We start from the raw sequence: 25509 nt of genomic DNA, 5'->3' as shown, positions 1-25509 counted from the left end.
CAGACCACCCAAGACCGAATCCATCAGGCCGCTTGCATCGCGCGCCACACGGCGAGCGCCGCCACCGTTTCGCGGACATCGTGCACGCGCACCACCGAAGCGCCCCGCTCCACGGCCAGCACAGCGGCCGCCACACTGGGCACCATGCGCTGCTCTACTGCCAAGCCCGTCACCGCCCCCAGCGATGACTTGCGGGACCAGCCTGCCAAAAGAGGATAGCCCGCAGCCCGCAACGCCGACTGGTGCGCCAGCAGCGCAAAATTCTGCTCCACCGTCTTGCCAAAACCAATGCCCGGGTCCAGCACAATTCGATGCTTTTTGACTCCTCGCGCTTGTATATCAAGCGCAGAGCGCTGCAAAAAGTATAGCACCTGCGCCACCACATCGCCCTCCATCGGGGCCGCTTGCATGGTCTGGGGATCGCGGTGCATGTGCATCAGACAGACCCCGCATTGCGGGTGCGATACCACCACCTCCGCCGCCCCCGGCTGGCGCAGCGCCCAGATGTCATTGACGATGTCGGCGCCCAGGTCCAGCACCGCGCGCATGACCTCGGGCTTGTAGGTGTCGATAGAAATGGGTACGCCCAGGGACACCGCGCCCTGCACCAGCGGCACCACACGCGCTAGCTCTTCGTCCAGAGGCACCGCCGGACTGCCGGGGCGCGTGGATTCCCCGCCAATGTCCAGAATGTGTGCGCCGTCGCGCAACAACTGCTCGCAATGCCGCAGGGCCGCTGCAGTGGAGGCATGGCGCCCGCCGTCGGAGAACGAGTCCGGCGTAACATTGACGATACCCATCACACGGGGCTCTGTCAGGTCAATGGTGAAACGGGAGGTCTGCCAGATCATGGGAGCATCGAGAAAAGGTCACGGGCGCTTTCCTTTTGAAGATCGGGAAGCAGCACAACACCGGCCATGAAAAACGGGGCACAAGGCCCCGTTTCAACGAATGGACCGGCCAGCACTCAGGCGGCCGATGGCGCGGTGTCCGTCGTCACCGCAGGCGTGCCACCGCTGGAATTGTCACCGCCCGATGAGGGAGGAGTGCGTGGCGTCCAATCCTTCGGAGGACGGGGCTCCTTACCAGCCATGATGTCGTCCAGCTGCTCGGTATCGATGGTTTCCCATTCGAGCAAGGCCTTCGCCATGGCGTGCATCTTGTCGCTGTTCTCCTCGATCAGGCGGCGGGCCAGGTTGTACTGCTCGTCGATGATGCGACGCACTTCCATGTCCACCTTTTCCATGGTCTGCTCGCTCATGGTGGTGGTCTTGGTCACCGAACGGCCCAGGAACACTTCGCCTTCGTTTTCTGCATAGACCATGGGGCCCAGCGCATCCGTCATGCCGTAACGGGTGACCATGTCACGCGCAATGTGCGTGGCACGCTCGAAGTCGTTGCTGGCGCCGGTGGTCATCTGGTTCATGAACACTTCTTCGGCAATACGGCCACCGAACAGCATGCTGATCTGGTTGAGCATGTACTCGCGGTCGTAGCTGTAGCGGTCTTGTGCAGGCAGGCTCATCGTCACGCCCAGGGCACGGCCGCGGGGAATGATGGTGACTTTGTGCACCGGGTCGCACTTGGGCAACAGCTTGCCGATCAGCGCGTGGCCGGACTCGTGGTAGGCCGTATTGCGGCGCTCTTCCTCGGGCATGACCATGCTCTTGCGCTCAGGGCCCATCAGGATCTTGTCCTTGGCCTTCTCGAAGTCCTGCATTTCCACGGTGCGGGCGTTGCGGCGCGCAGCCATCAGTGCTGCTTCGTTGCACAGGTTGGCCAAGTCGGCACCGCTCATGCCGGGCGTACCGCGGGCGATGATGCTCGGGGCCACGTCCTGCCCGATCGGGATCTTGCGCATGTGCACGTTCAGAATCTGCTCGCGGCCACGGATATCAGGCAGCGTCACATACACCTGGCGGTCGAAGCGGCCGGGGCGCAGCAGCGCAGCGTCCAGGATGTCGGGGCGGTTGGTCGCAGCCACCACGATCACGCCCAGGTTGGTCTCGAAGCCGTCCATCTCGACCAGCATCTGGTTCAGGGTCTGTTCACGCTCGTCGTTGCCGCCGCCCAGGCCCGCACCACGCTGGCGGCCCACGGCGTCAATTTCATCGATGAAGATGATGCAGGGGGCGTTCTTCTTGGCGTTGTCGAACATGTCGCGCACACGGGCCGCGCCCACGCCGACGAACATTTCCACGAAGTCCGAGCCCGAGATGCTGAAGAACGGCACCTTGGCTTCGCCCGCGATGGACTTGGCCAGCAGGGTCTTGCCGGTACCAGGAGGGCCGACCAGCAGCAGGCCGCGGGGAATGCGGCCACCCAGCTTCTGGAACTTCTGCGGGTCCTTCAGGAAGTCCACAACTTCCTTGACTTCTTCTTTAGCCTCGTCGCAACCCGCAACGTCCGCGAACGTGACCTGGTTGTTGTTCTCGTCGAGCATGCGTGCCTTGCTCTTGCCGAAGCTGAAGGCACCGCCCTTGCCGCCGCCCTGCATCTGGCGCATGAAGTACACCCACACGCCGATCAGCAGCAGCATGGGGCCCCAGCTGACCAGCAGGGTCATGAGCAGGGAGCCTTCTTCGCGGGGCTTGACGTCGAACTTGACGTTGTTGTTGATGAGGTCGCCCACTAGGCCGCGGTCGAGGTAGGTGGCCGTCGTGCGGATCTTGCGGTCGTCATTGGTGACGGCCACGATCTCGGTGCCGCCCTGGCCTTCCTGGATGGTCGCGCTCTTGATGCGGTTGCTGCGGACTTCCTCCAGGAATTCCGAGTAGCCGACGTGGCCTGCGCTGGCGCCAGAACGGGTGTCAAACTGTTTGAACACCGTGAACAGCACCATGGCAATAACGAGCCACACGGCAATTTTTGAAAACCACTGATTGTTCAAGCGGGGCTCCAGTTGCGGAAAACAGAAAACGGACACACTGCCGTCATGGCACGCATGTGCGGCCCATTTTAGGTGTTTCAAGCCATCCGGCCATCCCTATTCCCCCTAGCGGCCATGGAAACAGCACGGGCTTTGGGGTCGGATTTCACAGATTCTTGACTTGAGGCAAGCCCCTTCAGGGGGCCTCCTTGAGGCCCATGCCCACCAAAAAGGTTTCGGACGATTTATCGCGCGAGGCCTTGGGCTTCAACGGTTTGACCACTTTGAAGGTCTGCTTGAACAGCGTGACGAGATCACTGTAACCACTGCCGTGAAAAAGCTTGACGACGAGGGCCCCATCCGGTTTCAAATGGTTGCAAGCAAACTCCACGGCCAGCTCGACCAGGTGGGCAATGCGCGCCGCATCGGCCGATTCGATACCGGACAGATTGGGGGCCATGTCCGAAACCACCACATCCACCACCTTGCCGTCGAGCGCTGCCTCCAGCCGCCCCAGCACGTCGGCCTCTCGAAAATCTCCGTTGATATAGGTGACGCCCTCGATGGGTTCCATGGGCAGGAGGTCCAGCGCAATGATGGTGCCATTGAGCTGGCCCGCTGCAGCCCCAGCCGGCGACATGCGCCTGCGCAGGTACTGGCTCCAGGCGCCAGGCGTGGAGCCCAGGTCCACCACGGTATACCCAGGCTTGATGAGACCCAGTTGTTCGTCGATTTCCTTGAGCTTGTAGGCTGCGCGGGCCCGAAAACCCTCTTTGTGGGCCAACTTGACATAGGTGTCGTTGACATGGTCATTCAACCACGCCTTGTTGACCTTCTTGCTTTGGGTTTTGACTTTCATACAGCTCCATTGTCTCTCGACAATCCGCACCGCCGATAATACGGCCCATGCCCCAAATTCAACTGACTCCCGCCGAGCGCCGGGAACAACGCGCCAACGCCCACCACCTGGACCCCGTCGTCCTGATCGGCGGCGATGGCCTGACCCCTGCCGTTCAGAAGGAAATCGACGCTGCCCTGAATGCCCACGGGCTGATCAAGGTGCGTGTTTTCAACGACGACCGCGTGGCCCGGGAACTGATGTACCAGCAGCTCACCGCAGAACTCAACGCTGCACCGATTCAGCACATCGGCAAGCTGCTGGTGCTCTGGCGCCCTCAGCCGGTCAAGGAGCGCACGGTCGATGAAGACCGCATGCCCGGCCCGCGCGACGTCAAGGTCCTGAAATACAGCAAGCGCGGCGGCCAGCGCCCCGAGATCAAGCAACTGCGCGTGCTGGGCAACCAGCGCCTCACTTCGGGTGGGCAGATCAAGCGCGCCAAGCCCAAACAAAAATCCATCAAGAAGCGCCAGGCGGACTGATGAGCCCTGAAGCAGTCCCTGCAACCTTTGCAGCACCTGCCGGCACGGCGCCCGCCCGCCACATCCTCTGCATGAAATGGGGCACGAAATACGGCCCCGAATACGTCAACCGGCTTTACGCCATGGTGCGCCGGCACCTGAGCGGGGACTTTCACTTTGTCTGCCTGACCGATGACAGCGCCGGTATCCGCAGCGAGGTGCAATGCCTGCCCATCCCGGCGCTCGATCTGCCGCCGGGCATTCCCGAACGGGGCTGGACCAAGCTGGTCACTTTCAGCAAGGACCTGCACGGACTCCGGGGCACGGCCTTGTTCCTGGATGTAGACGTGGTCATCACCGGCCGCCTGGACGATTTCTTTACTAGGCCGGGCGAGTTTCTGATCATCCACGACTACAAGCGCCCCTGGCGCGTCACGGGCAATTCATCGGTCTACCGGTTTGAACTCGGGGCGCACCCAGACGTGCTGGAGCACTTTCGCGCGCATTTCGCAGAAATCCGCGAACAGTTCCGCAACGAACAGGCTTATCTCTCGGATTTTCTGCATCGGCAAGGCAAGTTGCAGTACTGGCCCGAAGCGTGGTGCCCGAGTTTTAAATACCACGGCATACCGACTTGGCCGACCAACTACTGGCGCGCCCCGTTCGTGCCAGCCGGTGCGCGCATCGTGATTTTTCATGGGGAGTGCAATCCGCCCGATGCACTGGCCGGGCGGCGCAACCGGCGGTTTCGCTACATCCGACCCGCGACCTGGGTAGCAGAGCATTGGCGCGAATAGTCGGCCCCACCTCGGACTGAGAGCCCAGGCCACGACTCAAGCGCTGTCTGGCCCATCGGCGGCAGATGAAGGCTTCAGATCGTGGCGCAGCGTGTGCCACAGCACGGCCAATGCGCAGCACCACTGAAGCACATACATCACCGTCCCCACGCTGTGCCACAGGCGCAGATCCTGCCGCGCCACAATGCGCGGTGCGACGCCAAACTGCGTGAGCAGCGCCAGCAGCAGACCGCCAAGTATGAAAACCATAGCAGCTTGCGCCCATGGATACTGCGCTACGGCCTGTTTTGGCCTTGAAACCAGCAGCAAAACCAGGCAACAAGCCACCGCCACCCAGGTCTGCGCCGCGAACAGCTTGGCCGCCATGTTGCCCGCCACCATGGGCGACGGAAGGTGGGCAAACAGCATCGGAACCACCAGAAACCCAATGGTGGTCAGGCTGCCCCACCAGAGGGCAGCCACCAAAGCGGGGAGGCGATGGAGCATGCCGCGCCTGTTCACTGGTAGCTGACCGCCACCACTTCGTAGCGACGAACGCCGCCGGGCGCCTGCACTTCGGCAGTGTCGCCCTCCTCTTTGCCGATCAGTGCCCGGGCAATGGGGCTGGAGATATTGATCAGGCCGAGCTTCAAATCTGCCTCGTCTTCGCCCACGATCTGGTACTTCACCATATCGCCAGACTCTTCGTCCTCCAGTTCAACCGTGGCGCCGAAAACGACCTTGCCACCGCCGTCCACGCCGCTCGGATCAATCACCTGGGCCACCGAGAGTTTGCCCTCGATCTCCTGAATACGGCCCTCGATAAAGCCCTGGCGATCCTTGGCAGCGTCGTAGTCGGCGTTTTCGCTGAGGTCGCCTTGAGCGCGCGCTTCGGCAATAGCCGTGATCACGCCCGGGCGCTCGACGGTCTTGAGGCGGTGCAGCTCTTCCTTGAGCTTTTCAGCGCCGCGCTTGGTAATCGGAATGGTGGCCATCGTGTTGCGTCTCCAAAAGTCAAAACGGTGAAAGCGCCAAGAGCACTTCCACCGGTCAGTCACCACATCACGCCCGGGCTGCGCAGGGCGATACAAATGGCAAGTCTACAAAAGGAAACCGCCGCACGTTGCCGCGCGGCGGTGTCTGTTCAGGCGAAGATTATGCCGCTTTTGCCGGGGCTCAGGCGACCAGTTGGGCGTGCAGCTCCTGCACCGAATAGACGTCGAGCTTGTCCAGGTACTTCATGCCTTCCACCGCCGCTTCGGCGCCGAAGATGGTGGTGAAGGTGGTCACGCGGGCCAGCAGCGACGAGGTACGGATGGCACGCGAATCGGCAATCGCATTGCGGCGCTCTTCCACGGTGTTGATGACCATGACAATTTCGTTGTTCTTGATCATGTCCACGATGTGCGGGCGGCCTTCGGTGACCTTGTTGACCACCTTGACCGGCACGCCGGCCGCTTCAATCGCAGCGGCCGTGCCCTTGGTGGCCACGAGCTCGAAGCCCAGGGCGACGAGCTGGCGTGCGATGTCGACAGCGCGCGGCTTGTCCGCGTTCTTCACGGTCAGGAACACCTTGCCCGAGGTGGGCAGCTTGGTGCCCGCGCCGAGCTGGCTCTTCACGAAGGCTTCGCCGAAGGTCTTGCCCACACCCATCACTTCACCGGTGGACTTCATCTCGGGGCCGAGGATGGTGTCCACGCCCGGGAACTTCACGAAGGGGAACACGGCCTCCTTCACGCTGAAGTACGGTGGTGTCACTTCCTTGGTGATGCCTTGCGACGCCAGCGTCTGGCCGGCCATGCAGCGCGCGGCCACCTTGGCCAGCTGGATGCCGGTCGCCTTGCTCACGAAGGGCACCGTGCGCGAGGCGCGCGGGTTCACTTCGAGCACGTAGATCACGTCCTTGCCGTCGACTTCCTGGATGGCGAACTGCACGTTCATCAGGCCCACCACGCTCAGGCCGTCGGCCATGGCGGCGGTCTGGCGCTTGATCTCGTCGATGGTGGGCTGCGACAGGTAGTACGGCGGCAGCGAGCAGGCGGAGTCGCCGCTGTGCACGCCCGCCTGTTCGATGTGCTCCATCACGCCACCGATGAAGGTGACGCCGGCGGAGTCGCGCACGCAGTCAACATCGCACTCGATGGCGTTGGACAGGAAGCGGTCCAGCAGCACGGGCGAGTCGTTGCTCACCTTGACGGCTTCGCGCATGTAGCGCTCCAGGTCACGCTGCTCGTGCACGATTTCCATCGCGCGGCCGCCCAGCACGTAGCTCGGGCGCACCACCAGGGGGTAGCCCAGGGCGGCGGCCTTTTCCAGGGCCTCGGGTTCGGTGCGCGCAGTCGCGTTGGGCGGCTGGCGCAGGCCCAGCTCGCCCAGCAGCTTCTGAAAGCGCTCGCGGTCTTCGGCCGCATCGATCATGTCGGGGCTGGTGCCGATGATGGGCACGCCAGCGGCTTCCAGGCCCAGGGCCAGCTTCAGAGGCGTCTGGCCGCCGTACTGCACGATCACGCCGACCGGCTTTTCCTTGTCCACGATCTCCAGCACGTCCTCAAGCGTCACAGGCTCGAAGTACAGGCGGTCGGACGTGTCGTAGTCGGTAGAGACTGTCTCAGGGTTGCAGTTGACCATGATGGTCTCGTAGCCGTCCTCGCGCATCGCCAGCGCCGCATGCACGCAGCAGTAGTCGAACTCGATGCCCTGGCCGATGCGGTTGGGACCGCCGCCCAGCACCATGATCTTCTTGTTGCTGGTGGGCTCCGACTCGCATTCCGCGACGCCGCCGTGCGTGGCAGCTTCATAGGTGGAGTACAGGTACGCCGTATTGGTGGCGAACTCGGCCGCACAGGTGTCCACGCGCTTGTACACCGGGCGCACCTTCAGTGCGTGGCGTGCTTCGCGCACGGCCTTTTCGGTGGTCTTGAGCAGCTTGGCCAGGCGGCGGTCGGAGAAGCCCTTTTGCTTGAGCGTGAACAGCGTGCCCGCGTCGAGCGCCGCCAGGGCGCCCTCGCCTTTTTCGGCCACCAGCTTGTCGATGTCGAGTTCGATCTTCACGATCTGCTCGATCTGCACCAGGAACCACTTGTCGATCTTGGTGAGGTCAAACACTTCGTCGACCGACAAACCCATGGCGAACGCGTCGCCCACGTACCAGATGCGCTCGGGGCCGGGCTCGCCCAGTTCCTTTTCGAGCACTTCGCGGTCCTGGGTCTTCTCGTTCATTCCGTCCACGCCCACTTCCAGGCCGCGCAGGGCCTTCTGGAAAGATTCCTGGAAGGTGCGGCCCATGGCCATGACCTCGCCCACGGACTTCATCTGCGTGGTCAGGCGGCTGTCGGCGGTCGGGAATTTCTCGAACGCGAAACGCGGGATCTTGGTGACCACGTAGTCGATGGAAGGCTCGAACGACGCGGGCGTGATGCCGCCCGTGATCTCGTTGCGCAGCTCATCGAGCGTGTAGCCCACGGCCAGCTTGGCAGCGACCTTGGCAATGGGGAAACCCGTGGCCTTGGAGGCCAGCGCCGAGGAGCGCGAGACGCGCGGGTTCATCTCGATCACGACCATGCGGCCGTCCTGCGGGTTGATCGAGAACTGCACGTTGGAGCCGCCCGTGTCCACACCGATCTCGCGCAGCACTGCCAGGGAGGCATTGCGCAGGATCTGGTATTCCTTGTCGGTCAGCGTCTGCGCGGGGGCCACGGTGATCGAGTCGCCGGTGTGCACGCCCATCGGGTCCAGGTTCTCGATGGAGCAGATGATGATGCAGTTGTCCGCCTTGTCGCGCACCACTTCCATCTCGTACTCTTTCCAGCCGAGCAGGGATTCTTCGATCAAGAGTTCGTTGGTGGGCGAGGCTTCCAGGCCGCGCTTGCAGATGGTCTCGAACTCTTCTGGGTTGTAGGCAATGCCGCCGCCCGTGCCGCCCAGCGTGAAGCTGGGGCGGATCACGGTGGGAAAGCCCACGCTCTTTTGCACAGCCCAGGCTTCATCCATGCTGTGGGCGATGCCCGAGCGCGCGGATCCCAGACCGATCTTGGTCATGGCGTCCTTGAACTTCAGGCGGTCTTCGGCCTTGTCGATGGCCTCGGGCGTGGCGCCGATGAGCTCGACCTTGTACTTGTCGAGCACGCCGTTGTGCCACAGGTCCAGCGCGCAGTTGAGCGCGGTCTGGCCGCCCATGGTGGGCAGGATGGCATCGGGGCGTTCCTTGGCGATGATCTTCTCGACCGTCTGCCAGGTGATGGGCTCGATGTAGGTCACGTCGGCCGTGGCCGGGTCGGTCATGATCGTCGCGGGGTTGCTGTTGATCAGGATGACCTTGTAGCCCTCCTCGCGCAGCGCCTTGCAGGCCTGTACGCCGGAGTAGTCGAATTCGCAGGCCTGGCCGATGATGATCGGGCCAGCGCCGATGATGAGAATGCTTTGGATGTCTGTGCGTTTTGGCATGGTGCGTCGATCAGTCGATCGTGGGTTCGGCTGCCTGGGGGCTGGAGGTAGGGGCAGAGGCTGCTGCGTCTGCGGGCAAACGCCGCTGGGTCAACTTGGCAAGCAGCGCCTGCACCCGTTCGGGAGGAAGGTTCTTCTGCATCAGTTGCAGCAGGCCGTCGCCCTGAATCAGCGGGCGCAGGACCTCTTCTTCCGCGTCATAAAACGTCACTTCCCACTCCTGCAGCAGTTCTGCAAAGGCGGCATCGTCCTGGGTCTTGCCCTTGGCCACGAGCGTGACGAGAGGCATCGCCTTGTTCTCGATAAACGCTTTTTTGTAGGGCTTTTGCGCCCAGCGCTCGGTGAACCACTCACGGTGGGGCGATGGCAGGGTCAGGACACGCTTGTGGATCGCCTTTTCCAGCGATGCGAGAGGGAAGCTGAAGAGTTTCATGGCGCTGTTTCCTCCCGTGCTCAACCGGCTTTCGCCGCGCGCATGGCGTCGGTGAAGCGGTCGAAGAGATATGCAATGTCGTGCGGCCCGGGGGAAGCTTCAGGATGCCCCTGGAAGCAAAATGCCGGCTTGTCCTTGTGGACCAGCCCTTGCAACGTGCCGTCAAACAGGCTGACGTGCGTGGCGCGCAGATTGGCAGGAAGCGATTCCATGTCCACCGCAAAACCGTGGTTCTGGCTCGTGATGCTCACGCGGCCGGTGTCCAGGTCCTTCACCGGGTGGTTGGCACCATGGTGGCTGTGCGTCATCTTGAAGGTCTTGGCGCCTGCGGCCAGGGCCATGATCTGGTGACCCAGGCAGATGCCGAACGTGGGCATGCCACTGTCCACGATGGTGCGGGTCGCTGCGATCGCGTAGTCGCAAGGCTCCGGATCGCCAGGGCCATTGGACAGGAAAACGCCATCGGGCTTGAGTGCCAGCACGTCGGCGGCAGGCGTCTTCGCGGGTACCACGGTGACCTTGCAGCCGCGCTCTGCCAACATGCGCAGAATGTTTTTCTTCACACCAAAGTCATAAGCCACCACGTGGAACTGCGGCGCTGCCAGCTCGCCGTAGCCAGAGCCCAGCTTCCATTCGGTCTGCGTCCACTCATAACGCGATACCGTGGTCACCACCTGGGCCAGGTCCAGCCCGGCCATGTTGGGGGCCGCCTTGGCCTTGGCAATGGCTTCGTCGATGAGCGCCTGCGTGACAGACTGGCCAGCGGCAAGGCCGATGATGGCGCCGTTTTGAGCACCCTTGCTGCGCAGCAGGCGAGTGAGCTTGCGGGTATCGATGTTGGCGATGGCAACGGTCTTCTCGCGCACCAGGTACTGCGAGAGCGTTTCTGTGGAGCGGAAGTTGCTGGCCAGCAGGGGCAGGTCTTTGATGATCAGGCCTGCAGCATGGACCTTGTCGGCTTCGATATCCTCCACATTGACGCCGTAGTTGCCGATGTGCGGATACGTGAGGGTCACGATCTGCTGGCAGTAGCTCGGGTCGGTGAGGATTTCCTGGTAGCCGGTGATGGCGGTGTTGAACACCACTTCGCCGACGGTGGTGCTGGTGGCACCAATCGAATTGCCGATAAAGACCGTGCCGTCTGCGAGCGCCAGGATGGCGGGCGGGAAATTTCCCTGTAGAGACAAAAGCACTGGGTTCTCCGGATGGTTACGGTCGCCCGGCGCCTGCAGGCCGCTTGCAAAGGATATTTGCAATCGAGTGCCAGCGGCTGCTCTCAGATGGGTTGTTGCTTTGGGTGCGGTCGGGCGACGCTGTTGCGAGAAAAGCTCCCGATTATACCCTTCAGGGGGTAATCAACGGCAAATGCATGTCTTGCATAACCTTGTTACGTAAGCAAGTGTTCCAGGCATTTCAGGGAACAACAGCCGCCCTAGACTTCGGCCGGTTTCCATCCCTCACACCCACACCAAAGGCTGCCTCCCATGCGCGTTTTTCTCCGCCCCCTCGCCCTGTCCCTGGCCAGCCTCTGTGCCACCATGGCAGCCCATGCCCAGGAATTGGCCAAATATCCCCAGGTCTTCGTGGCCCCCCAGGGGGTTGAAGTCGTGCTGGCACCCACCGTGGACGGGAAACAGGCCCTGGTGCGCGTGAGCGGCATCAACGACCCCATCGACCAGATTGTGTTTCTGAGCCAGCTGGAGCAGCAGGGCTCGGCGCGCGAGGTGTACGCCACCACGCTCGACGGCCGCAGCTACGGCCTGCTGCAAAAGCAGAGCCAAGCCTATCGCAATGGTGAACACTATGTGGTGTACCTGCCCGGCAAACGCGATGGCGTGCCACTGGCCTTCAGCGAAGAAAAGAGCAAGGCCTTCAAGCTGGCCGACCTGCAGGCCAGCTACAAGAGCCAGCAAAAACAGGGACTGCAGGAAAAGCTGGCCCGCTTTGACCGCAACAAGCGCCTGGCGGGCGTGCAGGCCGAACTGGCCAAGGCCGACCAGGATGCCACGGCAGCATGCGGTACCTCAGTGAAAACCAACGTTGACTGGGCCACGATTGATGACGAGAAACTCCAGACACTGAGCATCGGCAGCTTCTGCGGCGTGGTGGCATCAGAGCTGGAATCCATGTGCCGCAACACCCCCGCCTTCAAAAGCACGGCGTCCGGCGTGGGCTTGGTGCAATGCAAATTCGCACCGCAACTGAAGATCCGCGTGGAGAACCAGCAAGTGCTGTTCAGCACCGAGAAAGATGCCGCCAACCAGGGTGAATTCGTGCGCCAATTCCTGCGCAATCTCTAAAAAGGTAAAGGACAGCAGGCAAATCCAGCCTGCTGGAGGCAGCCCCAAAAGACGGGGTTTCAGCGCCCAGCGCCGCTCGCATGCAGGCAAATCGCTGCAGCGGCCGCCACATTCAGCGACTCCTCGCCGCCAGGCTGCGCGATGCGGATGTGCATCGCGGCCCGCGCCTCCAGGGCTGGGGAAACGCCCTGCCCTTCGTGGCCCAAAACCCAAGCGCAAGGCCAGGGCAAGGCGGCACGGTGCAGCCAGTCTCCGGCGTGCGAACTGGTCACCAGCATAGGTACCTCCAGCGATTGGAGTTCGCCGAGCTCCACGCCTTCGATCAGGTCCAATGCGAAATGCGCGCCCATGCCTGCGCGCAACACCTTGGCGGACCACAACGCGGCGCTGCCCTTGATGGCGACCACTTGGCGGAATCCAAATGCCGATGCACTGCGCAGGATAGAGCCCACATTGCCGGCGTCCTGCACGCGGTCCAACACGACGGTCGCCGCACCCGGGCGCAAGGCGGCAGGCGACGGCAGATCAATGATGAAACCCATGCGCGCCGGTGATTCCAGACCACTGATGTCGGCAAACAGCGAGTCGGCAATTACTACTATTTTCATAGCAGCCTGCACCCACTCCACTTGCGCCAGGGGCCAAAAAGACTCAGAAAACACCGCAATCGATGCACGCTGTCCCCGTTCCACGGCCGCGCGACACAGGTGATCCCCCTCCAGCCAGACCCGGCCCTGCTTGCGGTAGGCCGTGGTGTCCTGCGCAAGACGGCGCAGGTCTTTCACGAACGTGTTATCCCGTGAATGGATGGTAGTGATGGAGGAAGATGTCATGGGTGGGCAGATTCAGCCGCGCAGGTTCTGCGCCACGGGTGCAAAGGAACGCCGGTGGTGAACGCAGGCCCCATGCTCTCGCAGGGCCGCCATGTGCACGGCCGTGCCATAGCCTTTGTGGCCGGCAAATCCGTATTGGGGAAATTCTTCATGCACTTGCACGCACCAGCGGTCGCGGTGCACCTTGGCCAGGATGGATGCGGCCGAGATGGCTGGCACCAGCGCATCGCCCTTAACGATGGCCTCGGCCTGGATGCCCAGCGTAGGCAGCCGATTGCCATCGACAAGCACCATGACAGGCTTCAGGCGCAGCCCCATCACGGCCCTCCGCATGGCCAGCATGGTGGCCTGCAGGATGTTGAGCTGGTCGATCTCCTCCACGCTGGCCTCGGCAATGCTGCAGCACAGCGCCTTGGCGCGGATTTCGTCATAGAGCCTCTCGCGCCGGGCCGGCGTGAGTTTCTTGGAGTCTGCAAGACCGGCGATCGGGTTCAGGTCATCCAGGATGACAGCGGCAGCCACCACGGGCCCCGCCAGCGGGCCACGGCCCGCTTCATCCACGCCGGCCACAAGACCTTCCGGGTGCCATGGCAGGCAGGCCTGTTCAGGCAGCGGGATGGAGGATTTTCTGGATCGCATCGGCTGCCAGTTGGGGAGTGTTGCGTAACAGGCTTTCATGCAGCACGGTAAACCGCTGCTCCAGGGCCGTGATTTTCTCGGGATGGTGCTGGCGCGCATCCAGCCATTGCAGCGTTGCTCCACAGAGCGCCTGAGGTGTCGCGGCATCCTGAATCAGCTCGGGCACCACGAATTCACCACACAGGATGTTGGGCAGCCCCACCCAGGGCTGCAACTGTTTGCGACGCATGAGCCACCAGCTCAGTGGGTGCATGTGGTAGCCGATGACCATGGGACGCTTGAACAGGGCAGCCTCCAGCGTGGCGGTACCGCTGGCGATCAACGTGGTGTCGCAAGCGGCGAGCACGGCGTGGGACTGCCCGGATACGACTTGAACCGCACCACCCAGTCCAGCGGCCTGCGCTGCCTGCACGATGCGGTCGCGCAGCGCCGGAACGGCTGGCAATATCAATTTAATAGCTGGGCGCGCTTGAAGAATAAGCGCTGCAGCCTCAAAAAATGGCCGGGTGATGTAGGTAATCTCCGAGGAGCGGCTGCCCGGCAAAATGGCCAGCACTTCATCTGAATCCTGTAGACCGAGCTGGGCACGGGCGGCAGCGCGGTCCGGCACCATGGGAATCACACCGGCAAGAGGATGCCCTACATAAGTCGCAGCAATGCCATGGCGCGCCAGCAGTTCAGGCTCGAACGGAAAGATGCACAGCACATGGTCGGCGCTGCGGCGTATCTTCTCGACACGGTCCGCGCGCCATGCCCAGATCGACGGGCACACGAAATGCACGGTCTTGATGCCCGCCGCGCGCAAGTCGGCCTCCAGTCCCAGGTTGAAATCAGGGGCATCCACGCCGATGAACACATCCGGACGATCCTTGAGGAGCCGCTGGCGCAACTGCTTGCGAATGCCAAGAAGCTCGCGCAACCGGCGCAACACTTCCATGCTGTAGCCATGCACAGCCAGCTTCTCGCTGGGCCACCAGGCAGCGAATCCGCGGCGCTGCATCTGGGGGCCACCAATGCCGCAGGACTGCAGGCCCGGCCAATGGGACTGCATGCCGTCGATCAGCAGACCTGCGAGCAGGTCACCCGATGTTTCGCCCGCCACCATGGCGATGCGGGGAGGCGTCTTCACGGTGATCGCCTCAACGCACGATGCCGCGCGTAGCGTCGGCCAGGAACCGCTCCATCATCGCCACATCGCCTCCGGCATCGGGGGCGGTTTGAGCCAGCTCGCCAATGGCGGCACGTGCGGCCTCCAGTGTGAGGCTCTGGCGATAGATCAGCTTGTGCATCTGCTTGACAGCACCAATGCGCTCGGGCGAGAAGCCACGGCGGCGCAGCCCCACCACGTTGTAGCCCCGCACGGCCAGCGGGTTGCCATCCACCAGCATGAAAGGGGGCACGTCCTGTGTCACTGCGCTGGCAAAGCCCACCATGGCATGGGCTCCGACCTTGACGAACTGGTGGATGCCGGTGAGCCCTCCCACCGTCACCCAATCGCCCAGGTGCACATGGCCCGCCAGCGTGGTGTTGTTGGCCAGCGTGGTGTTGTTGCCCACATGGCAATCGTGGGCGATGTGGGTGTAAGCCATGATCCAGTTGTCGTCTCCCACCGTGGTGACGCCGCCAGCCTGGGGCACACCCAAATTCAGAGTGCAGAACTCGCGGATGGTGTTGCGGTTGCCGATGACCAGTTTGGTGGGTTCACCTGCGTATTTCTTGTCCTGCGGGATGGCGCCGATCGAGTTGAACTGAAAGATGCGGTTGTCGGCACCAATCGTGGTGCGCCCTTCGATCACACAATGTGCACCGACCGTCGTGCCCGCACCGATGGACACATGCGCGCCGATGACCGCATACGGCCCGACCGTGACCGTGGGGTCCAGGTTGGCGCCGTCCGCAACGATGGCTGTGGGATGGATATTGCTCACGATCCAACGGGTCTGGGCCGATCAACCCACGCTGCGCATGGTGCACATGAGTTCGGCCTCGCAAGCCACTTCCTCGCCCACGCTGGCCACACCCTTGAATTTCCAGATGCCACCACGGACACGGTCAATCGTGATGGACAAGATCAGTTGATCCCCCGGCTCCACAGGGCGCTTGAAGCGTGCGCCATCAATGCCCACGAAGTAGTAGATATTGTTCTCGTCGGGCACTTTGCCCATCGCATCAAACGCCAGCAAGCCTGCAGCCTGGGCCAGCGCTTCCAGGATCAACACGCCAGGCATCACTGGGCGGCCAGGGAAATGACCCATGAAATAGGGCTCATTGAACGTCACGTTCTTGATGGCCTTGATGCGAGTGTTGCTCTCAAGCTCGATCACTTTGTCCACCAGCAGGAACGGGTAGCGGTGGGGCAGTTGCTTGAGAATTGCGTGAATATCCATCATCGAGTTGTTCTTCCGTTCATGCTGCTTTGAGGGCCTGCTCCAGCGCCTTGATGCGCTCTCGCAAGCTGTGCAGTTGTTTGAGTGTTGCAGCGTTTTTTTCCCAGCGCGCATTGTCGTCGATGGGAAACATGCCCGTGTATTGCCCAGGCCGGGTCAGCGAGCGTGTGACCACCGTGGCTGCCGAGATATGCACGTTGTCTGCCAGCTCCAGGTGGCCCAGCACAATGGCCCCGCCACCCACCGTGCAATGCGCGCCAATGGTCGCACTGCCAGCCACACCCACACATCCAGCCATGGCCGAGTGTTTTCCGATGCGTACGTTGTGGCCGATCTGGATCAGGTTGTCGAGCTTGACGCCATCTTCGATGACGGTGTCCTGCAGTGCACCCCGGTCGATGCAGGTGTTGGCACCGATCTCGACATGGTCACCAATGCGGACGGCTCCGAGCTGTTCGATCTTGACCCATTGCCCATGATCGGGCGCAAAGCCAAAACCATCCGCCCCGATCACGACACCGGCATGCACGATGCAGTGCGCGCCGATATGGCAATCCTCGCCCACGGTCACACGCGATTTGAGCACTGTCTCTGCGCCCACGTGCGCGCCACGTTCCACCACACACAGCGGTCCAATGGTCGCAGTGGGATGCACCTGTGCCGTGGGATCGACCACCGCGCTGGCGTGCACACCGGCTTGGCGCTCGGGCGCATTGCGCTGTCGCCACAATTGGGTAGCTCGCGCAAAGTACACGTAGGGGTTGTCCACCACGATGCAGGCACCACGCGCCACCGCCACATCACGCATGGCAGGCGCCACAATGACACAGGCCGCCCGGGAGGCGGCCAGTTGCTGTTGGTAGCGGGGGTTGCTCAGGAAACTGAGATCTCCCGGCCCGGCAACCTCCAGGGGCGCAATGCGGGAGATGACGACATCCTTTGCCACACCTCCTTCCAGCGAGCCGCCGAGCGCATCAACTATGTGCCCAAGAAGCAAGCTCACGCGCCACCTGTCCAGCGCTGTGGCTTACTTGCCTGCAGCGGCATTCAGCGCCTTGATCACCTTGTCGGTGATGTCATGCTTGGGGTTGATGTAGACCGCCTCTTGCAGGATCACGTCGTACTTCTCGGCTTCAGCCACTTGTTTGACCACCTTGTTCGCACGTTCGAGGACCTGGGACAGTTCCTCGTTCTTGCGGGCGCTCAGGTCTTCCTGGAACTCGCGGCGCTTGCGCTGGAATTCGCGGTCCTGATCCACCAGCTGGCGCTGGCGGGTGGTGCGCTGGCTTTCAGCCATGGTCGGCGCTTCACGCTCGAACTTCTCAGTAGCGGTCTTCAGGGTATTGCCCATGTCCACCAGTTCTTTCTCGCGGCGGGAGAACTCCTGCTCCAGCTTGGCCTGTGCAGCCTTGGCAGTGCTGGCCTCACGGAAGATGCGGTCTGTATTGACAAAACCGGCTCTGAACGACTCTTGCGCTTGCGCAGGGGCTGCCACGGCCAGGGAGCCAAGCAGCAGGGCCAAAGAGATATGGCGAGAAATGGATTTCATTAGAAAGACGTTCCAATCTGGAATTGCAGTTTCTGGATTCTATCGCCAGCGAACTTGCGCACCGGTTGCGCAAAGGCGAGACGCAAAGGACCGAGCGGAGAAATCCAGCTCAGGCCCAGCCCCACGGATGAACGCATGTCACTGAAGGTAACCTTTTCGTTTTCTCCGTACACATTACCCACGTCAAAGAATGTGAATACGCGCAGTGTCCGATCGTTCCCTGCGCCTGGGAACGGAGCGATCAGCTCCGCGTTCAGTGTCACCTTCTTCGGCCCCCCCAAGGAGGCACCCGTCACGTCGCGCGGGCCCAAGGTCCCTTGATCGAAGCCACGCACCGAACCCAGCCCCCCCGAATAGAAGTTCTTGAACACCGGGAATGGCCTGCCATTCATGCCTTTGCCGATCCCCACCTCGCCATTGAAGGCGACGGTAAAGCGCTTGTTCAGAGGCACGTACTGCTGGTATTGGTAGTTGGCCCGCACATAACGCGCGTCTCCGGCCACCGACCATTCGGAGTTGAGGCGCTGATAGCGGCCGGAATTGGGTGCCAGGGCACTGTCGCGATCATCCCGCGACCAGCCGATCGTCAAGGGAATGGATGTGCTGCTGTAGCCAAACTGATCCGCGTAGGCCAGGTAGGTCGCGGGAATGTTCGTGCCGGCCTTGATCTTGGTCTGCTCCAGGCCTCCACCAAAAAACACGGTATCGGTCTCACTGAACGGCACCCCGAATCGCACCGATGTCCCGGTGGTCACCAGCTCATAGTTGCCACCCTGGTCTTCATAAGGCTTGTCCGTGCGGTAGTACACATCCAGCGTCCGCGAAATCCCGTCCGGCGTGAAATACGGATTGGTGGTGCTGAACACCAGCGTACGGCGGTATTTGCTGGTATTGACATCAATGCCCAGGTAATTGCCGGAACCAAAAATATTCTCTTGCTTGATACCGAATGACAGCGAGACCTTGTCGGCACTGGAAAAGCCCACGCCCATCTGCAACGAGCCCGTGGGTTTTTCGGCCACATTGATCACCAGGTCCACCTGGTCGGGAGAGCCCGGAACCTCCTGGGTCTCCACATTGACCTCGGTGAAGTAGCCCAGGCGGTCCACGCGGTCGCGCGACAGGCGGATCTTCTCTCCGTCATACCACGAGGCCTCGTACTGGCGGAACTCCCGGCGGATCACTTCGTCGCGCGTGCGGTTGTTGCCGCTGACGTTGATGCGGCGCACATAGGCTCGGCGCGACGGCTCCACCTGCAGGACAAAGGCAACGCGGTTGTTTTCGCGATCAATCTCAGGCACGGCTTCTACCCGCGCGAATGCAAAACCAAACCGCGAGAAATACTCCGAAAAAGCCTTGGTTGTTTCAGTGACCTGGTCGGCGTTGTAAGGCTCGCCCGCGCGAATCGTGACCAGGGATTTGAACTCGTCTTCCCGGTCCAGGTAGTTGCCTTCCAGCTTCACGCCGGAGACTACATAACGCTCGCCTTCCGTGACATTGACGGTGATGGAAATGTCCTGCTTATCCGGCGAGATGGCGACCTGGGTGGAATCGACACGAAACTCCAGATAACCGCGCTGCAGGTAGTAGGAGCGCAGGGTCTCCAGGTCGGCGTTGAGTTTTGCGCGTGAATAGCGATCGGACTTCGTGTACCAGCTGAGCCAGCCGCCAGTGTCCTGATCGAACAAGCCTTTGAGGGTGGACTCACTGAAGGCCTTGTTGCCAACGATGCGCACATCCTTGATGCGGGCGGGATCACCCTCGACCACGGTGAAAGTCAGATTGACACGATTGCGTTCAATCGGGGTCACCGTCGTGACGACCTCGGCACCATACAGGCTCTTGTTGATGTATTGGCGCTTGAGCTCTTGTTCGGCCCGGTCGGTCAGCGCCTTGTCATAAGGACGGCCTTCGGTCAATCCGACATCGCGCATGGCCTTCTTGAGCGCATCCTTGTCAAACTCACGGGTCCCGGCGAAGTCCACATCAGCCACCGTGGGTCGCTCTTCCACCACGACCACCAGCACATTTCCAGCCGCCTCCAGGCGCACGTCCTTGAACAGCCCCAGACCGAAAAGTGAGCGGATGGCCGCAGCGCCTTTTTCGTCGTTGTAGTCGTCACCCACCCGCAGTGGCATCGAGGCAAACACGGTGCCGGGCTCCACACGCTGCAGGCCCTCGACGCGAATATCTTGCACCTTGAAAGGCTCCAGAGCCCATGCCGCGTTGGCGACAAAAATCATGGCTGCAACGGCCGATGCGGTACGCACGCCCAGGCGATTGATGTGTTTTTTCATGAATGAAGCTGGCGCCGCAGTTGCATGGCAAGCGCGGCAAAAGTGTTAGCCAAAGAGCCGGGTGATATCGTTGAACAGGGCAATGGACATCATGAGAAGCAAGACTGCAACACCTCCGCGCTGCAGGCGCTCCATCCATGCGTCTGACACCCCCCTGCCCGTGACACCCTCCCAAAGATAATACATCAGGTGCCCTCCGTCCAAGACGGGGAGCGGCAGCAGGTTGAGCACGCCCAGGCTCACGCTGATCAGGGCGAGGAATACGAGGTACTGCGTCAGCCCCAGGCTGGCCGAACGTCCGGCATAGTCTGCGATGGTCAAGGGGCCACTGAGGTTCTTGAGGGATGCCTCGCCGATCAGCATGCGCCCCATCATCCGAAGCGTGAGGATGGACACGTCCCACGTCTTGACCACGCCAGCCCAAGCCCCCTCGAACAGACCGTATTCGACCATCACGAATTCGGGGGGTGCTCCGACATAGGCGCCGATGCGCCCGACTGTCGCGCCCAGCTCCGCTTTGGCCTCAGGCAAGACCTCCATGGTCAGCACCTGTCCCGATCGATCAACGCGCCAGGACTGGACCAGCGGCTCATTGCCCCGCACGGAATGGCGGATCAACTCGCGCAACTGCTGCCCATCCACCACATCGCTGGCACCGATCTTGAGGACCACATCCCCCTGGCGCAATCCGGCTCGGGCAGCAGCGCCATCAGGCATGACCTCCCCGAGCAAGGGGCGCGTCCACGGACCAAGGATTCCTATTTTTCGAAAAAGCTGGGCATCCGCCTCGCGGCTGTCGATCTTCGACATGTCCAGCAGGATTTCCCGGTGCACGGCGCCCGACTGCGGCTGCACGTCCAAGCGAACGGCCAGACCCTCGAGGGCCCCGCGCGTGAGCAGCCAGCGCAGGTCTTCGAAAGACCGCACGGGTTCCATGTCGTCCGAACCCAGCGCGGCCTGCGCCACCAGCTCACCGCCGCGCAAGCCCGCACTCTGCGCGACGGAGCCAGCGACCGGACTGGCGAGAACCGCCTTCGGCTCCTCCACGCCATTCCAGTTGACGATCGAATACAGCAGTACAGCCAGCAGCAGGTTCGCCACAGGACCTGCTGCAACAATGGCCGCGCGGGACCGCAGAGGCTGTGTGTTGAAGGCCAGATGCCGCTCTTCGGGCGCCACAGGCGCCTCCCGCTCGTCCAGCATGCGCACATAACCACCCAGCGGAAACGCGCCCAGCACGAACTCCGTGGGCGAGCCTTTGGGCTGCCAGTGCAGCAGCGGTTTGCCAAAGCCCACCGAAAAACGCAGCACCTTCACTCCGCATGCCACTGCCACCCGGTAGTGGCCGTATTCGTGCACGGCAATCAGAAGGCCCAGGGCCACGATGAAGGCAACGATGGTAAGGAGCATGTACGGGTCCGTGGTGCTGTGAGAACTCAGGCAGCCAGGCGGCCTGCGGCGTGCTCGGCAGCATTGCGGGCCTGGGCATCCAGGTCCAGCAGGGCTTCGAGCGAATCGGGCTTGGAGGGCAAAACCGCATCCAAAGTTGCAAGATTCACGGCATGAATATGGTCAAAACGCAGACGACCGGACAAAAATGCCCCGACGGCCACCTCGTTCGCGGCATTCAATACGGCGGTTGTCCCTTCGGCCGCCCTCAGCGCCTGCCAGGACAGGTGCAAACCCGGAAATCGATGGGCATCGGCGTCTTCGAACGCCAGCGCAGTCATGGCCGAAAAATCCAGCTTGCTCGCGCCGCTCGCGATGCGCTCTGGCCAGGCCAGGCCGCAAGCAATTGGAACCCGCATGTCGGGCGTTCCCAGCTGCGCCAGGATGGACGCATCCTTGAACTGCACCATGGAATGGATGATCTGCTGCGGGTGGATCACCACCTTGATCTGGTCTGGAAGCAGATCGAACAGCCAGCGCGCCTCGATCACTTCGAGCGCCTTGTTCATCATCGTGGCCGAATCCACCGAGATCTTGCGGCCCATCGAAAAATTGGGATGCGCACAAGCCTGGGCCGGCGTGATCTGTGACAGCGTCGCCGGATCACGCTGGCGAAAGGGCCCCCCCGAAGCGGTCAAAAGGATGCAGTCGATCCGGTCGGCCCAGGTCGCTGGATCTTCTGGCAGGCATTGGAAAATTGCGGAGTGCTCGCTGTCGATGGGCAGCAGCGTCGCCCCACCGTCACGCACCGTCTGCATGAACAGCCCACCACCGACGACCAGGGCTTCCTTGTTTGCCAGCAGCAGCCGCTTGCCCGCGCGCGCCGCAGCCAGACAGGGCGCCAGGCCGGCCGCACCCACGATGGCCGCCATCACGGCATCCACATCAGCGTGCGACGCTATCATTTCAAGAGCATCTTGCGCTTGAAGGACTTGCGTTGGAAGGCTATTTGCCGCTAACTTTTCAGAAAGAAGCGCCGCATGGGGAGCACTCGCCATCACTGCATAACGGGGGTGGAATTGCGCGCACTGCGCAAGCATCAGATCCACCTGCGTTGCAGCACTGAGCGCAAACACCTCAAAGCGCTCAGGATGGCGGGCCACCACGTCCAGCGTGCTGGTACCAATGGAACCGGTGGAACCCAGGACAGTCAGTCGTTGTTTCATCATTGTGTGGTCAGACTCGTGAGCATCATCGCCAGGGGCAGCGTCGGCAACAAGGCATCCACCCGATCCAGCACCCCGCCGTGCCCGGGCAGCAGGCCGCTGCTGTCCTTGACACCGGCGCTGCGCTTGATGAGCGACTCGACCAGGTCACCCGACACACTCATGGCCACCATGAACAGCGCCGCGATCACCAGCAGCCACCAGCCGTGTTGTGCCATGCGGCTGTAGAAGCTGGGCACGGTCGCCTGCCAGTGGGCATCGGCCGCCACCCAGAGGAAGGCCATGACCATCACGCCCGCCAAACCGCCCCACACGCCCTCCCAGCTCTTGCCAGGGCTGATGGAGGGGGCCAGTTTGCCTTTGGTGAAGCGCAGGCCAAAAGCACGGCCTGCAAAGTAGGCAAAAATGTCGGCAACCCACACCAGGAGCAGCACCGACAGCAAGAAGTTGATGCCAACATTGCGCGCTTGCACGACTGCCAGCCACGCAAGCCACAGGACCAGGACCCCAGCCACCAACCGCACCGCCGCAGGAATCCGGGGCCAACCGGGCACGCCAGCCTTGAGCAACCAGGCAGTCGCCAGCACCCAGAGCCCCCCACCGACGACCCAGAGGGCGGTCAACGGACGGTTCACCCAGCCCAGGGCCCACGATCCAGCGCACAAAGCGACACAGGCGCCCCCCACAGCCAGGGAACCTGCCTGTCCAAACCCGCTCAAGCGGCCCCATTCCCATGCACCGGCCGCCATGAGCACCAGCACAACCACGGTGAAGGGCACGGTGGATGGGTAGAAAAGCGCCGGCAACAAAATGGCCAGCAGGACAAGGGCTGTAATGACGCGCTGCTTGAGCATGGGGCCTTTCAGAACCTGTGCAGGTTCTCAGCCCGGCATCGGATGGGGATGCGCGGACAGGATTTGTTCGGAGGTTTTGCCAAAACGGCGCTCGCGACCTCTGAAGGCTGCAATCGCCTCGTCCAGTGCCGACTCGTCGAAATCCGGCCACAACCGGTCGCTGAAGAAAAACTCGGAGTATGCGGCCTGCCACAGCAAAAAGTTGCTGATCCGCATTTCCCCCCCGGTACGAATCACCAGATCCGGGTCGGGCACGTGGGCCATGCCCATCGCACCATGTAGGCTGGCCTCGGTGATGGCTTCACCACGCGCCGCCAGAGATGCCGCAGCCTGGGCAATGTCCCAGCGACCACCATAGTTGAAACACACGTTGAGCACGAGGCGGGTGTTTTCGGCTGTGGCTGCTTCTGCATGCGCCAGGCCATCGCGTACCTTCTGCGAAAGACCGGCACGCTCACCCACGAAGTACAGGCGCACCCCATCCTTCTTGAGCTGCGGCACTTCGCGCGCCAGCGCCATCGCCAGCAGCTCCATGAGGCCGGAGACCTCATCGGCCGGCCGGTTCCAGTTCTCGGAAGAAAAGGCAAAGACGGTCAGCACACCCACGCCGCGCTCCACACAAGCGCGCGCGCAGCGTCGCAGTGAATCAACCCCTTGCTTGTGGCCTGCCAGGCGCGGCAGGAAGCGGCGCGTGGCCCAGCGGCCGTTGCCATCCATGACGATGGCAATGTGGTGTGGCACCACCGGAGATACAGACATGTGAACGTTCAAGCCCTTCGGGCTTAAACCGCCATGATTTCCTGCTCTTTGGCAGCCACCAGCGCATCGATCTCGGCGATGTGCTTGTCGGTGACCTTCTGCACGTCGGTTTCGGCGCGCTTCTGGTCGTCTTCGGACGCCAGCTTGTCCTTGACCAGCTTCTTAACGGATTCGTTCGCGTCACGGCGCAAGTTGCGCACGGCAATCTTGGCACTCTCGCCTTCGTTGCGGGCCAGCTTGGTCATTTCCTTGCGGCGCTCTTCGCTCATCGCGGGCATCGGAACGCGGATCAGATCACCCATCGATGCGGGGTTCAAACCCAGGTCGCTTTCGCGGATCGCCTTTTCAATCTTGGCACCCATGCCCTTTTCCCAGGGCTGCACACTGATGGTGCGCGAATCGATCAAGGCCACGTTGGCAACCTGGCTCAATGGAACCAGAGAGCCGTAATACTCGACCTGCACCGTATCGAGCAGCGCGGGGTTGGCGCGGCCGGTGCGGATCTTTTGCAGATTGTTCTTGAAGGCCGAGATGGACTGGTCCATCTTGGTTTCAGCATTCTTCTTGATGTCGGCAATCGTCATGTTTTCTCCTCAGGGCCGACCTGCATCCCATGCAGGCCGCAGCCATCGTCGTCAAGCGTAAACCAGCGTACCTTCGTCTTCACCCATCACCACGCGCTTCAGGGCGCCGTGCTTGATGATGGAGAACACCCGCACAGGCAACTTCTGGTCGCGACACAGGGCAAACGCGGTCGCATCCATGATGCCCAGATTGCGGGACATGGCCTCATCAAAGCTCAGCTTTGTGTAGCGCGTGGCGGTGGGGTCCTTCTGGGGGTCGGCAGTATAAACGCCGTCCACCTTGGTTGCCTTGAGCACCAGTTCGGCGCCAATTTCGGCACCACGCAGCGCAGCTGCAGTGTCGGTGGTGAAGAACGGATTGCCCGTGCCAGCAGCAAACACGACGACCTTGCCCTCTTCGAGATACTGCAGCGCCTTGGGACGTACATAGGGCTCGACCACCTGCTCGATGGCAATGGCAGACATCACGCGGGCCACCAAGCCCTGCTTGTCCATCGCATCGGCCAGGGCCAGTGCGTTCATTACGGTAGCCAGCATGCCCATGTAGTCAGCGGTGGCACGGTCCATACCGACCGAGCCACCCGCGACACCACGGAAAATGTTGCCCCCACCAATCACCACGGCCACCTGGACACCCAGGCGGGTCACTTCGGCGATCTCCTCCACCATGCGCACGATGGTGGCGCGGTTGATACCGAAGGCGTCGTCCCCCATCAGCGCCTCACCAGACAGCTTGAGCAGGATGCGCTTGTGGGCTGGTGCAGCGTTGGACATGGGAAATTTCTCCGGTAGGTGGTGCTGAGCTTTGGTGG

General features: G+C 62.1%; 25 protein-coding genes. 3 read left to right on the top strand and 22 right to left on the bottom strand.

The window, feature by feature from the left end:
* Positions 1 to 23: 23 nt before the first annotated feature.
* The 3 genes from folP to IB243_RS15510 all read right to left on the bottom strand — a co-directional run bounded on the left by folP (position 24) and on the right by IB243_RS15510 (position 3728).
* Positions 24 to 851: a dihydropteroate synthase gene (folP, locus tag IB243_RS15520; protein ID WP_192428163.1), complete on the bottom strand. Its 828-nt coding sequence runs from the start codon at positions 849 to 851 to the stop codon at positions 24 to 26.
* Positions 852 to 967: 116 nt separating this feature from the next.
* Positions 968 to 2890, bottom strand: coding sequence for an ATP-dependent zinc metalloprotease FtsH (gene ftsH, locus IB243_RS15515; protein ID WP_057225747.1), 1923 nt, complete (start codon positions 2888 to 2890; stop codon positions 968 to 970).
* A gap of 175 nt (positions 2891 to 3065) precedes the next feature.
* Entirely contained in the window at positions 3066 to 3728 is a 663-nt protein-coding gene (locus IB243_RS15510) for an RlmE family RNA methyltransferase (RefSeq protein WP_192428161.1), read from the bottom strand.
* Positions 3729 to 3775: 47 nt separating this feature from the next.
* Here IB243_RS15510 and IB243_RS15505 point away from each other — a divergent pair, with 47 nt between their 5' ends.
* A complete protein-coding gene (locus IB243_RS15505) occupies positions 3776 to 4249 on the top strand; it encodes a YhbY family RNA-binding protein (RefSeq protein ID WP_010457873.1) in 474 nt (157 codons plus the stop codon).
* A complete protein-coding gene (locus IB243_RS15500) occupies positions 4249 to 5025 on the top strand; it encodes a hypothetical protein (protein ID WP_010457872.1) in 777 nt (258 codons plus the stop codon). The genes IB243_RS15505 and IB243_RS15500 overlap by 1 nt, the downstream gene beginning before the upstream one ends.
* Positions 5026 to 5061: 36 nt before the next feature.
* Here the strand turns inward: IB243_RS15500 and IB243_RS15495 are convergent, their stop codons facing one another.
* The 5 genes from IB243_RS15495 to carA all read right to left on the bottom strand — a co-directional run bounded on the left by IB243_RS15495 (position 5062) and on the right by carA (position 11073).
* On the bottom strand, positions 5062 to 5511 hold the full coding sequence (locus IB243_RS15495; RefSeq protein ID WP_010457871.1) for a DUF4149 domain-containing protein: 450 nt from the start codon (positions 5509 to 5511) through the stop codon (positions 5062 to 5064).
* A gap of 11 nt (positions 5512 to 5522) precedes the next feature.
* On the bottom strand, positions 5523 to 5999 hold the full coding sequence (greA, locus tag IB243_RS15490; protein WP_010457870.1) for a transcription elongation factor GreA: 477 nt from the start codon (positions 5997 to 5999) through the stop codon (positions 5523 to 5525).
* A 181-nt stretch (positions 6000 to 6180) separates the two neighbouring features.
* Positions 6181 to 9447, bottom strand: coding sequence for a carbamoyl-phosphate synthase large subunit (carB, locus tag IB243_RS15485; RefSeq protein WP_192428159.1), 3267 nt, complete (start codon positions 9445 to 9447; stop codon positions 6181 to 6183).
* Between the two features lie 10 nt (positions 9448 to 9457).
* The gene (locus IB243_RS15480; RefSeq protein WP_010457868.1) at positions 9458 to 9880 is read right to left on the bottom strand and encodes a hypothetical protein; all 423 of its coding nucleotides are present in this window, start codon (positions 9878 to 9880) and stop codon (positions 9458 to 9460) included.
* A 20-nt stretch (positions 9881 to 9900) separates the two neighbouring features.
* The gene (gene carA / locus IB243_RS15475) at positions 9901 to 11073 is read right to left on the bottom strand and encodes a glutamine-hydrolyzing carbamoyl-phosphate synthase small subunit (RefSeq protein ID WP_192428157.1); all 1173 of its coding nucleotides are present in this window, start codon (positions 11071 to 11073) and stop codon (positions 9901 to 9903) included.
* A gap of 291 nt (positions 11074 to 11364) precedes the next feature.
* Here carA and IB243_RS15470 point away from each other — a divergent pair, with 291 nt between their 5' ends.
* Positions 11365 to 12180, top strand: coding sequence for a hypothetical protein (locus IB243_RS15470; RefSeq protein WP_192428155.1), 816 nt, complete (start codon positions 11365 to 11367; stop codon positions 12178 to 12180).
* 59 nt (positions 12181 to 12239) lie between these two features.
* Here the strand turns inward: IB243_RS15470 and IB243_RS15465 are convergent, their stop codons facing one another.
* The 14 genes from IB243_RS15465 to pyrH are packed head-to-tail and all read right to left on the bottom strand — an operon-like array spanning position 12240 to position 25471.
* Entirely contained in the window at positions 12240 to 13013 is a 774-nt protein-coding gene (locus IB243_RS15465) for an RNA methyltransferase (RefSeq protein ID WP_192428153.1), read from the bottom strand.
* A gap of 12 nt (positions 13014 to 13025) precedes the next feature.
* Positions 13026 to 13652: a ribonuclease HII gene (gene rnhB / locus IB243_RS15460; RefSeq protein WP_029412735.1), complete on the bottom strand. Its 627-nt coding sequence runs from the start codon at positions 13650 to 13652 to the stop codon at positions 13026 to 13028.
* A complete protein-coding gene (gene lpxB, locus IB243_RS15455; protein WP_192428151.1) occupies positions 13618 to 14781 on the bottom strand; it encodes a lipid-A-disaccharide synthase in 1164 nt (387 codons plus the stop codon). The genes rnhB and lpxB overlap by 35 nt, the downstream gene beginning before the upstream one ends.
* A gap of 10 nt (positions 14782 to 14791) precedes the next feature.
* Positions 14792 to 15580, bottom strand: a complete 789-nt coding sequence (lpxA, locus tag IB243_RS15450; RefSeq protein WP_057225736.1) for an acyl-ACP--UDP-N-acetylglucosamine O-acyltransferase — start codon at positions 15578 to 15580, stop codon at positions 14792 to 14794.
* A 21-nt stretch (positions 15581 to 15601) separates the two neighbouring features.
* Positions 15602 to 16042, bottom strand: a complete 441-nt coding sequence (gene fabZ / locus IB243_RS15445; protein WP_010457855.1) for a 3-hydroxyacyl-ACP dehydratase FabZ — start codon at positions 16040 to 16042, stop codon at positions 15602 to 15604.
* 16 nt (positions 16043 to 16058) lie between these two features.
* The gene (gene lpxD, locus IB243_RS15440) at positions 16059 to 17042 is read right to left on the bottom strand and encodes a UDP-3-O-(3-hydroxymyristoyl)glucosamine N-acyltransferase (RefSeq protein ID WP_192428149.1); all 984 of its coding nucleotides are present in this window, start codon (positions 17040 to 17042) and stop codon (positions 16059 to 16061) included.
* 24 nt (positions 17043 to 17066) lie between these two features.
* On the bottom strand, positions 17067 to 17588 hold the full coding sequence (locus IB243_RS15435) for an OmpH family outer membrane protein (protein ID WP_010457852.1): 522 nt from the start codon (positions 17586 to 17588) through the stop codon (positions 17067 to 17069).
* A complete protein-coding gene (gene bamA, locus IB243_RS15430) occupies positions 17588 to 19885 on the bottom strand; it encodes an outer membrane protein assembly factor BamA (RefSeq protein ID WP_010457849.1) in 2298 nt (765 codons plus the stop codon). The genes IB243_RS15435 and bamA overlap by 1 nt, the downstream gene beginning before the upstream one ends.
* 45 nt (positions 19886 to 19930) lie before the next feature.
* The gene (gene rseP / locus IB243_RS15425) at positions 19931 to 21295 is read right to left on the bottom strand and encodes an RIP metalloprotease RseP (protein ID WP_192428147.1); all 1365 of its coding nucleotides are present in this window, start codon (positions 21293 to 21295) and stop codon (positions 19931 to 19933) included.
* A gap of 26 nt (positions 21296 to 21321) precedes the next feature.
* Positions 21322 to 22500 (bottom strand): 1-deoxy-D-xylulose-5-phosphate reductoisomerase, encoded by a 1179-nt coding sequence (gene ispC, locus IB243_RS15420; RefSeq protein ID WP_029412730.1) that lies wholly within the window; start codon positions 22498 to 22500, stop codon positions 21322 to 21324.
* Entirely contained in the window at positions 22500 to 23354 is an 855-nt protein-coding gene (locus IB243_RS15415) for a phosphatidate cytidylyltransferase (protein ID WP_192428145.1), read from the bottom strand. The genes ispC and IB243_RS15415 overlap by 1 nt, the downstream gene beginning before the upstream one ends.
* Before the next feature lie 27 nt (positions 23355 to 23381).
* A complete protein-coding gene (gene uppS, locus IB243_RS15410; RefSeq protein ID WP_192428143.1) occupies positions 23382 to 24113 on the bottom strand; it encodes a polyprenyl diphosphate synthase in 732 nt (243 codons plus the stop codon).
* Positions 24114 to 24136: 23 nt separating this feature from the next.
* A complete protein-coding gene (gene frr / locus IB243_RS15405; protein WP_057225725.1) occupies positions 24137 to 24697 on the bottom strand; it encodes a ribosome recycling factor in 561 nt (186 codons plus the stop codon).
* Positions 24698 to 24748: 51 nt separating this feature from the next.
* Positions 24749 to 25471: a UMP kinase gene (gene pyrH, locus IB243_RS15400; protein ID WP_010457839.1), complete on the bottom strand. Its 723-nt coding sequence runs from the start codon at positions 25469 to 25471 to the stop codon at positions 24749 to 24751.
* Positions 25472 to 25509 lie beyond the last annotated feature (38 nt).

The organism is Acidovorax sp. ACV01, assembly GCF_014851495.1.
Lineage (GTDB): Bacteria > Pseudomonadota > Gammaproteobacteria > Burkholderiales > Burkholderiaceae_C > Acidovorax > Acidovorax radicis.
Note: the sequence above shows the minus strand (reverse complement) of the source record. Positions and strands in the feature narration are given on the sequence as shown.

Bases quoted from the DNA above. Each gene is read 5' to 3' on its own strand.
- IB243_RS15435 (WP_010457852.1), bottom strand. From the start codon at position 17,588: ATGAAATCCATTTCTCGCCATATCTCTTTGGCCCTGCTGCTTGGCTCC.
- uppS (WP_192428143.1), bottom strand. From the start codon at position 24,113: ATGTCTGTATCTCCGGTGGTGCCACACCACATTGCCATCGTCATGGAT.
- IB243_RS15415 (WP_192428145.1), bottom strand. From the start codon at position 23,354: ATGCTCAAGCAGCGCGTCATTACAGCCCTTGTCCTGCTGGCCATTTTG.
- fabZ (WP_010457855.1), bottom strand. From the start codon at position 16,042: ATGATGGATATTCACGCAATTCTCAAGCAACTGCCCCACCGCTACCCG.
- pyrH (WP_010457839.1), bottom strand. From the start codon at position 25,471: ATGTCCAACGCTGCACCAGCCCACAAGCGCATCCTGCTCAAGCTGTCT.
- rnhB (WP_029412735.1), bottom strand. From the start codon at position 13,652: ATGCGATCCAGAAAATCCTCCATCCCGCTGCCTGAACAGGCCTGCCTG.
- carB (WP_192428159.1), bottom strand. From the start codon at position 9,447: ATGCCAAAACGCACAGACATCCAAAGCATTCTCATCATCGGCGCTGGC.
- IB243_RS15470 (WP_192428155.1), top strand. From the start codon at position 11,365: ATGCGCGTTTTTCTCCGCCCCCTCGCCCTGTCCCTGGCCAGCCTCTGT.
- greA (WP_010457870.1), bottom strand. From the start codon at position 5,999: ATGGCCACCATTCCGATTACCAAGCGCGGCGCTGAAAAGCTCAAGGAA.
- bamA (WP_010457849.1), bottom strand. From the start codon at position 19,885: ATGAAAAAACACATCAATCGCCTGGGCGTGCGTACCGCATCGGCCGTT.
- rseP (WP_192428147.1), bottom strand. From the start codon at position 21,295: ATGCTCCTTACCATCGTTGCCTTCATCGTGGCCCTGGGCCTTCTGATT.
- IB243_RS15505 (WP_010457873.1), top strand. From the start codon at position 3,776: ATGCCCCAAATTCAACTGACTCCCGCCGAGCGCCGGGAACAACGCGCC.
- IB243_RS15495 (WP_010457871.1), bottom strand. From the start codon at position 5,511: ATGCTCCATCGCCTCCCCGCTTTGGTGGCTGCCCTCTGGTGGGGCAGC.
- folP (WP_192428163.1), bottom strand. From the start codon at position 851: ATGATCTGGCAGACCTCCCGTTTCACCATTGACCTGACAGAGCCCCGT.
- frr (WP_057225725.1), bottom strand. From the start codon at position 24,697: ATGACGATTGCCGACATCAAGAAGAATGCTGAAACCAAGATGGACCAG.
- IB243_RS15480 (WP_010457868.1), bottom strand. From the start codon at position 9,880: ATGAAACTCTTCAGCTTCCCTCTCGCATCGCTGGAAAAGGCGATCCAC.
- IB243_RS15510 (WP_192428161.1), bottom strand. From the start codon at position 3,728: ATGAAAGTCAAAACCCAAAGCAAGAAGGTCAACAAGGCGTGGTTGAAT.
- IB243_RS15465 (WP_192428153.1), bottom strand. From the start codon at position 13,013: ATGACATCTTCCTCCATCACTACCATCCATTCACGGGATAACACGTTC.
- IB243_RS15500 (WP_010457872.1), top strand. From the start codon at position 4,249: ATGAGCCCTGAAGCAGTCCCTGCAACCTTTGCAGCACCTGCCGGCACG.
- ispC (WP_029412730.1), bottom strand. From the start codon at position 22,500: ATGAAACAACGACTGACTGTCCTGGGTTCCACCGGTTCCATTGGTACC.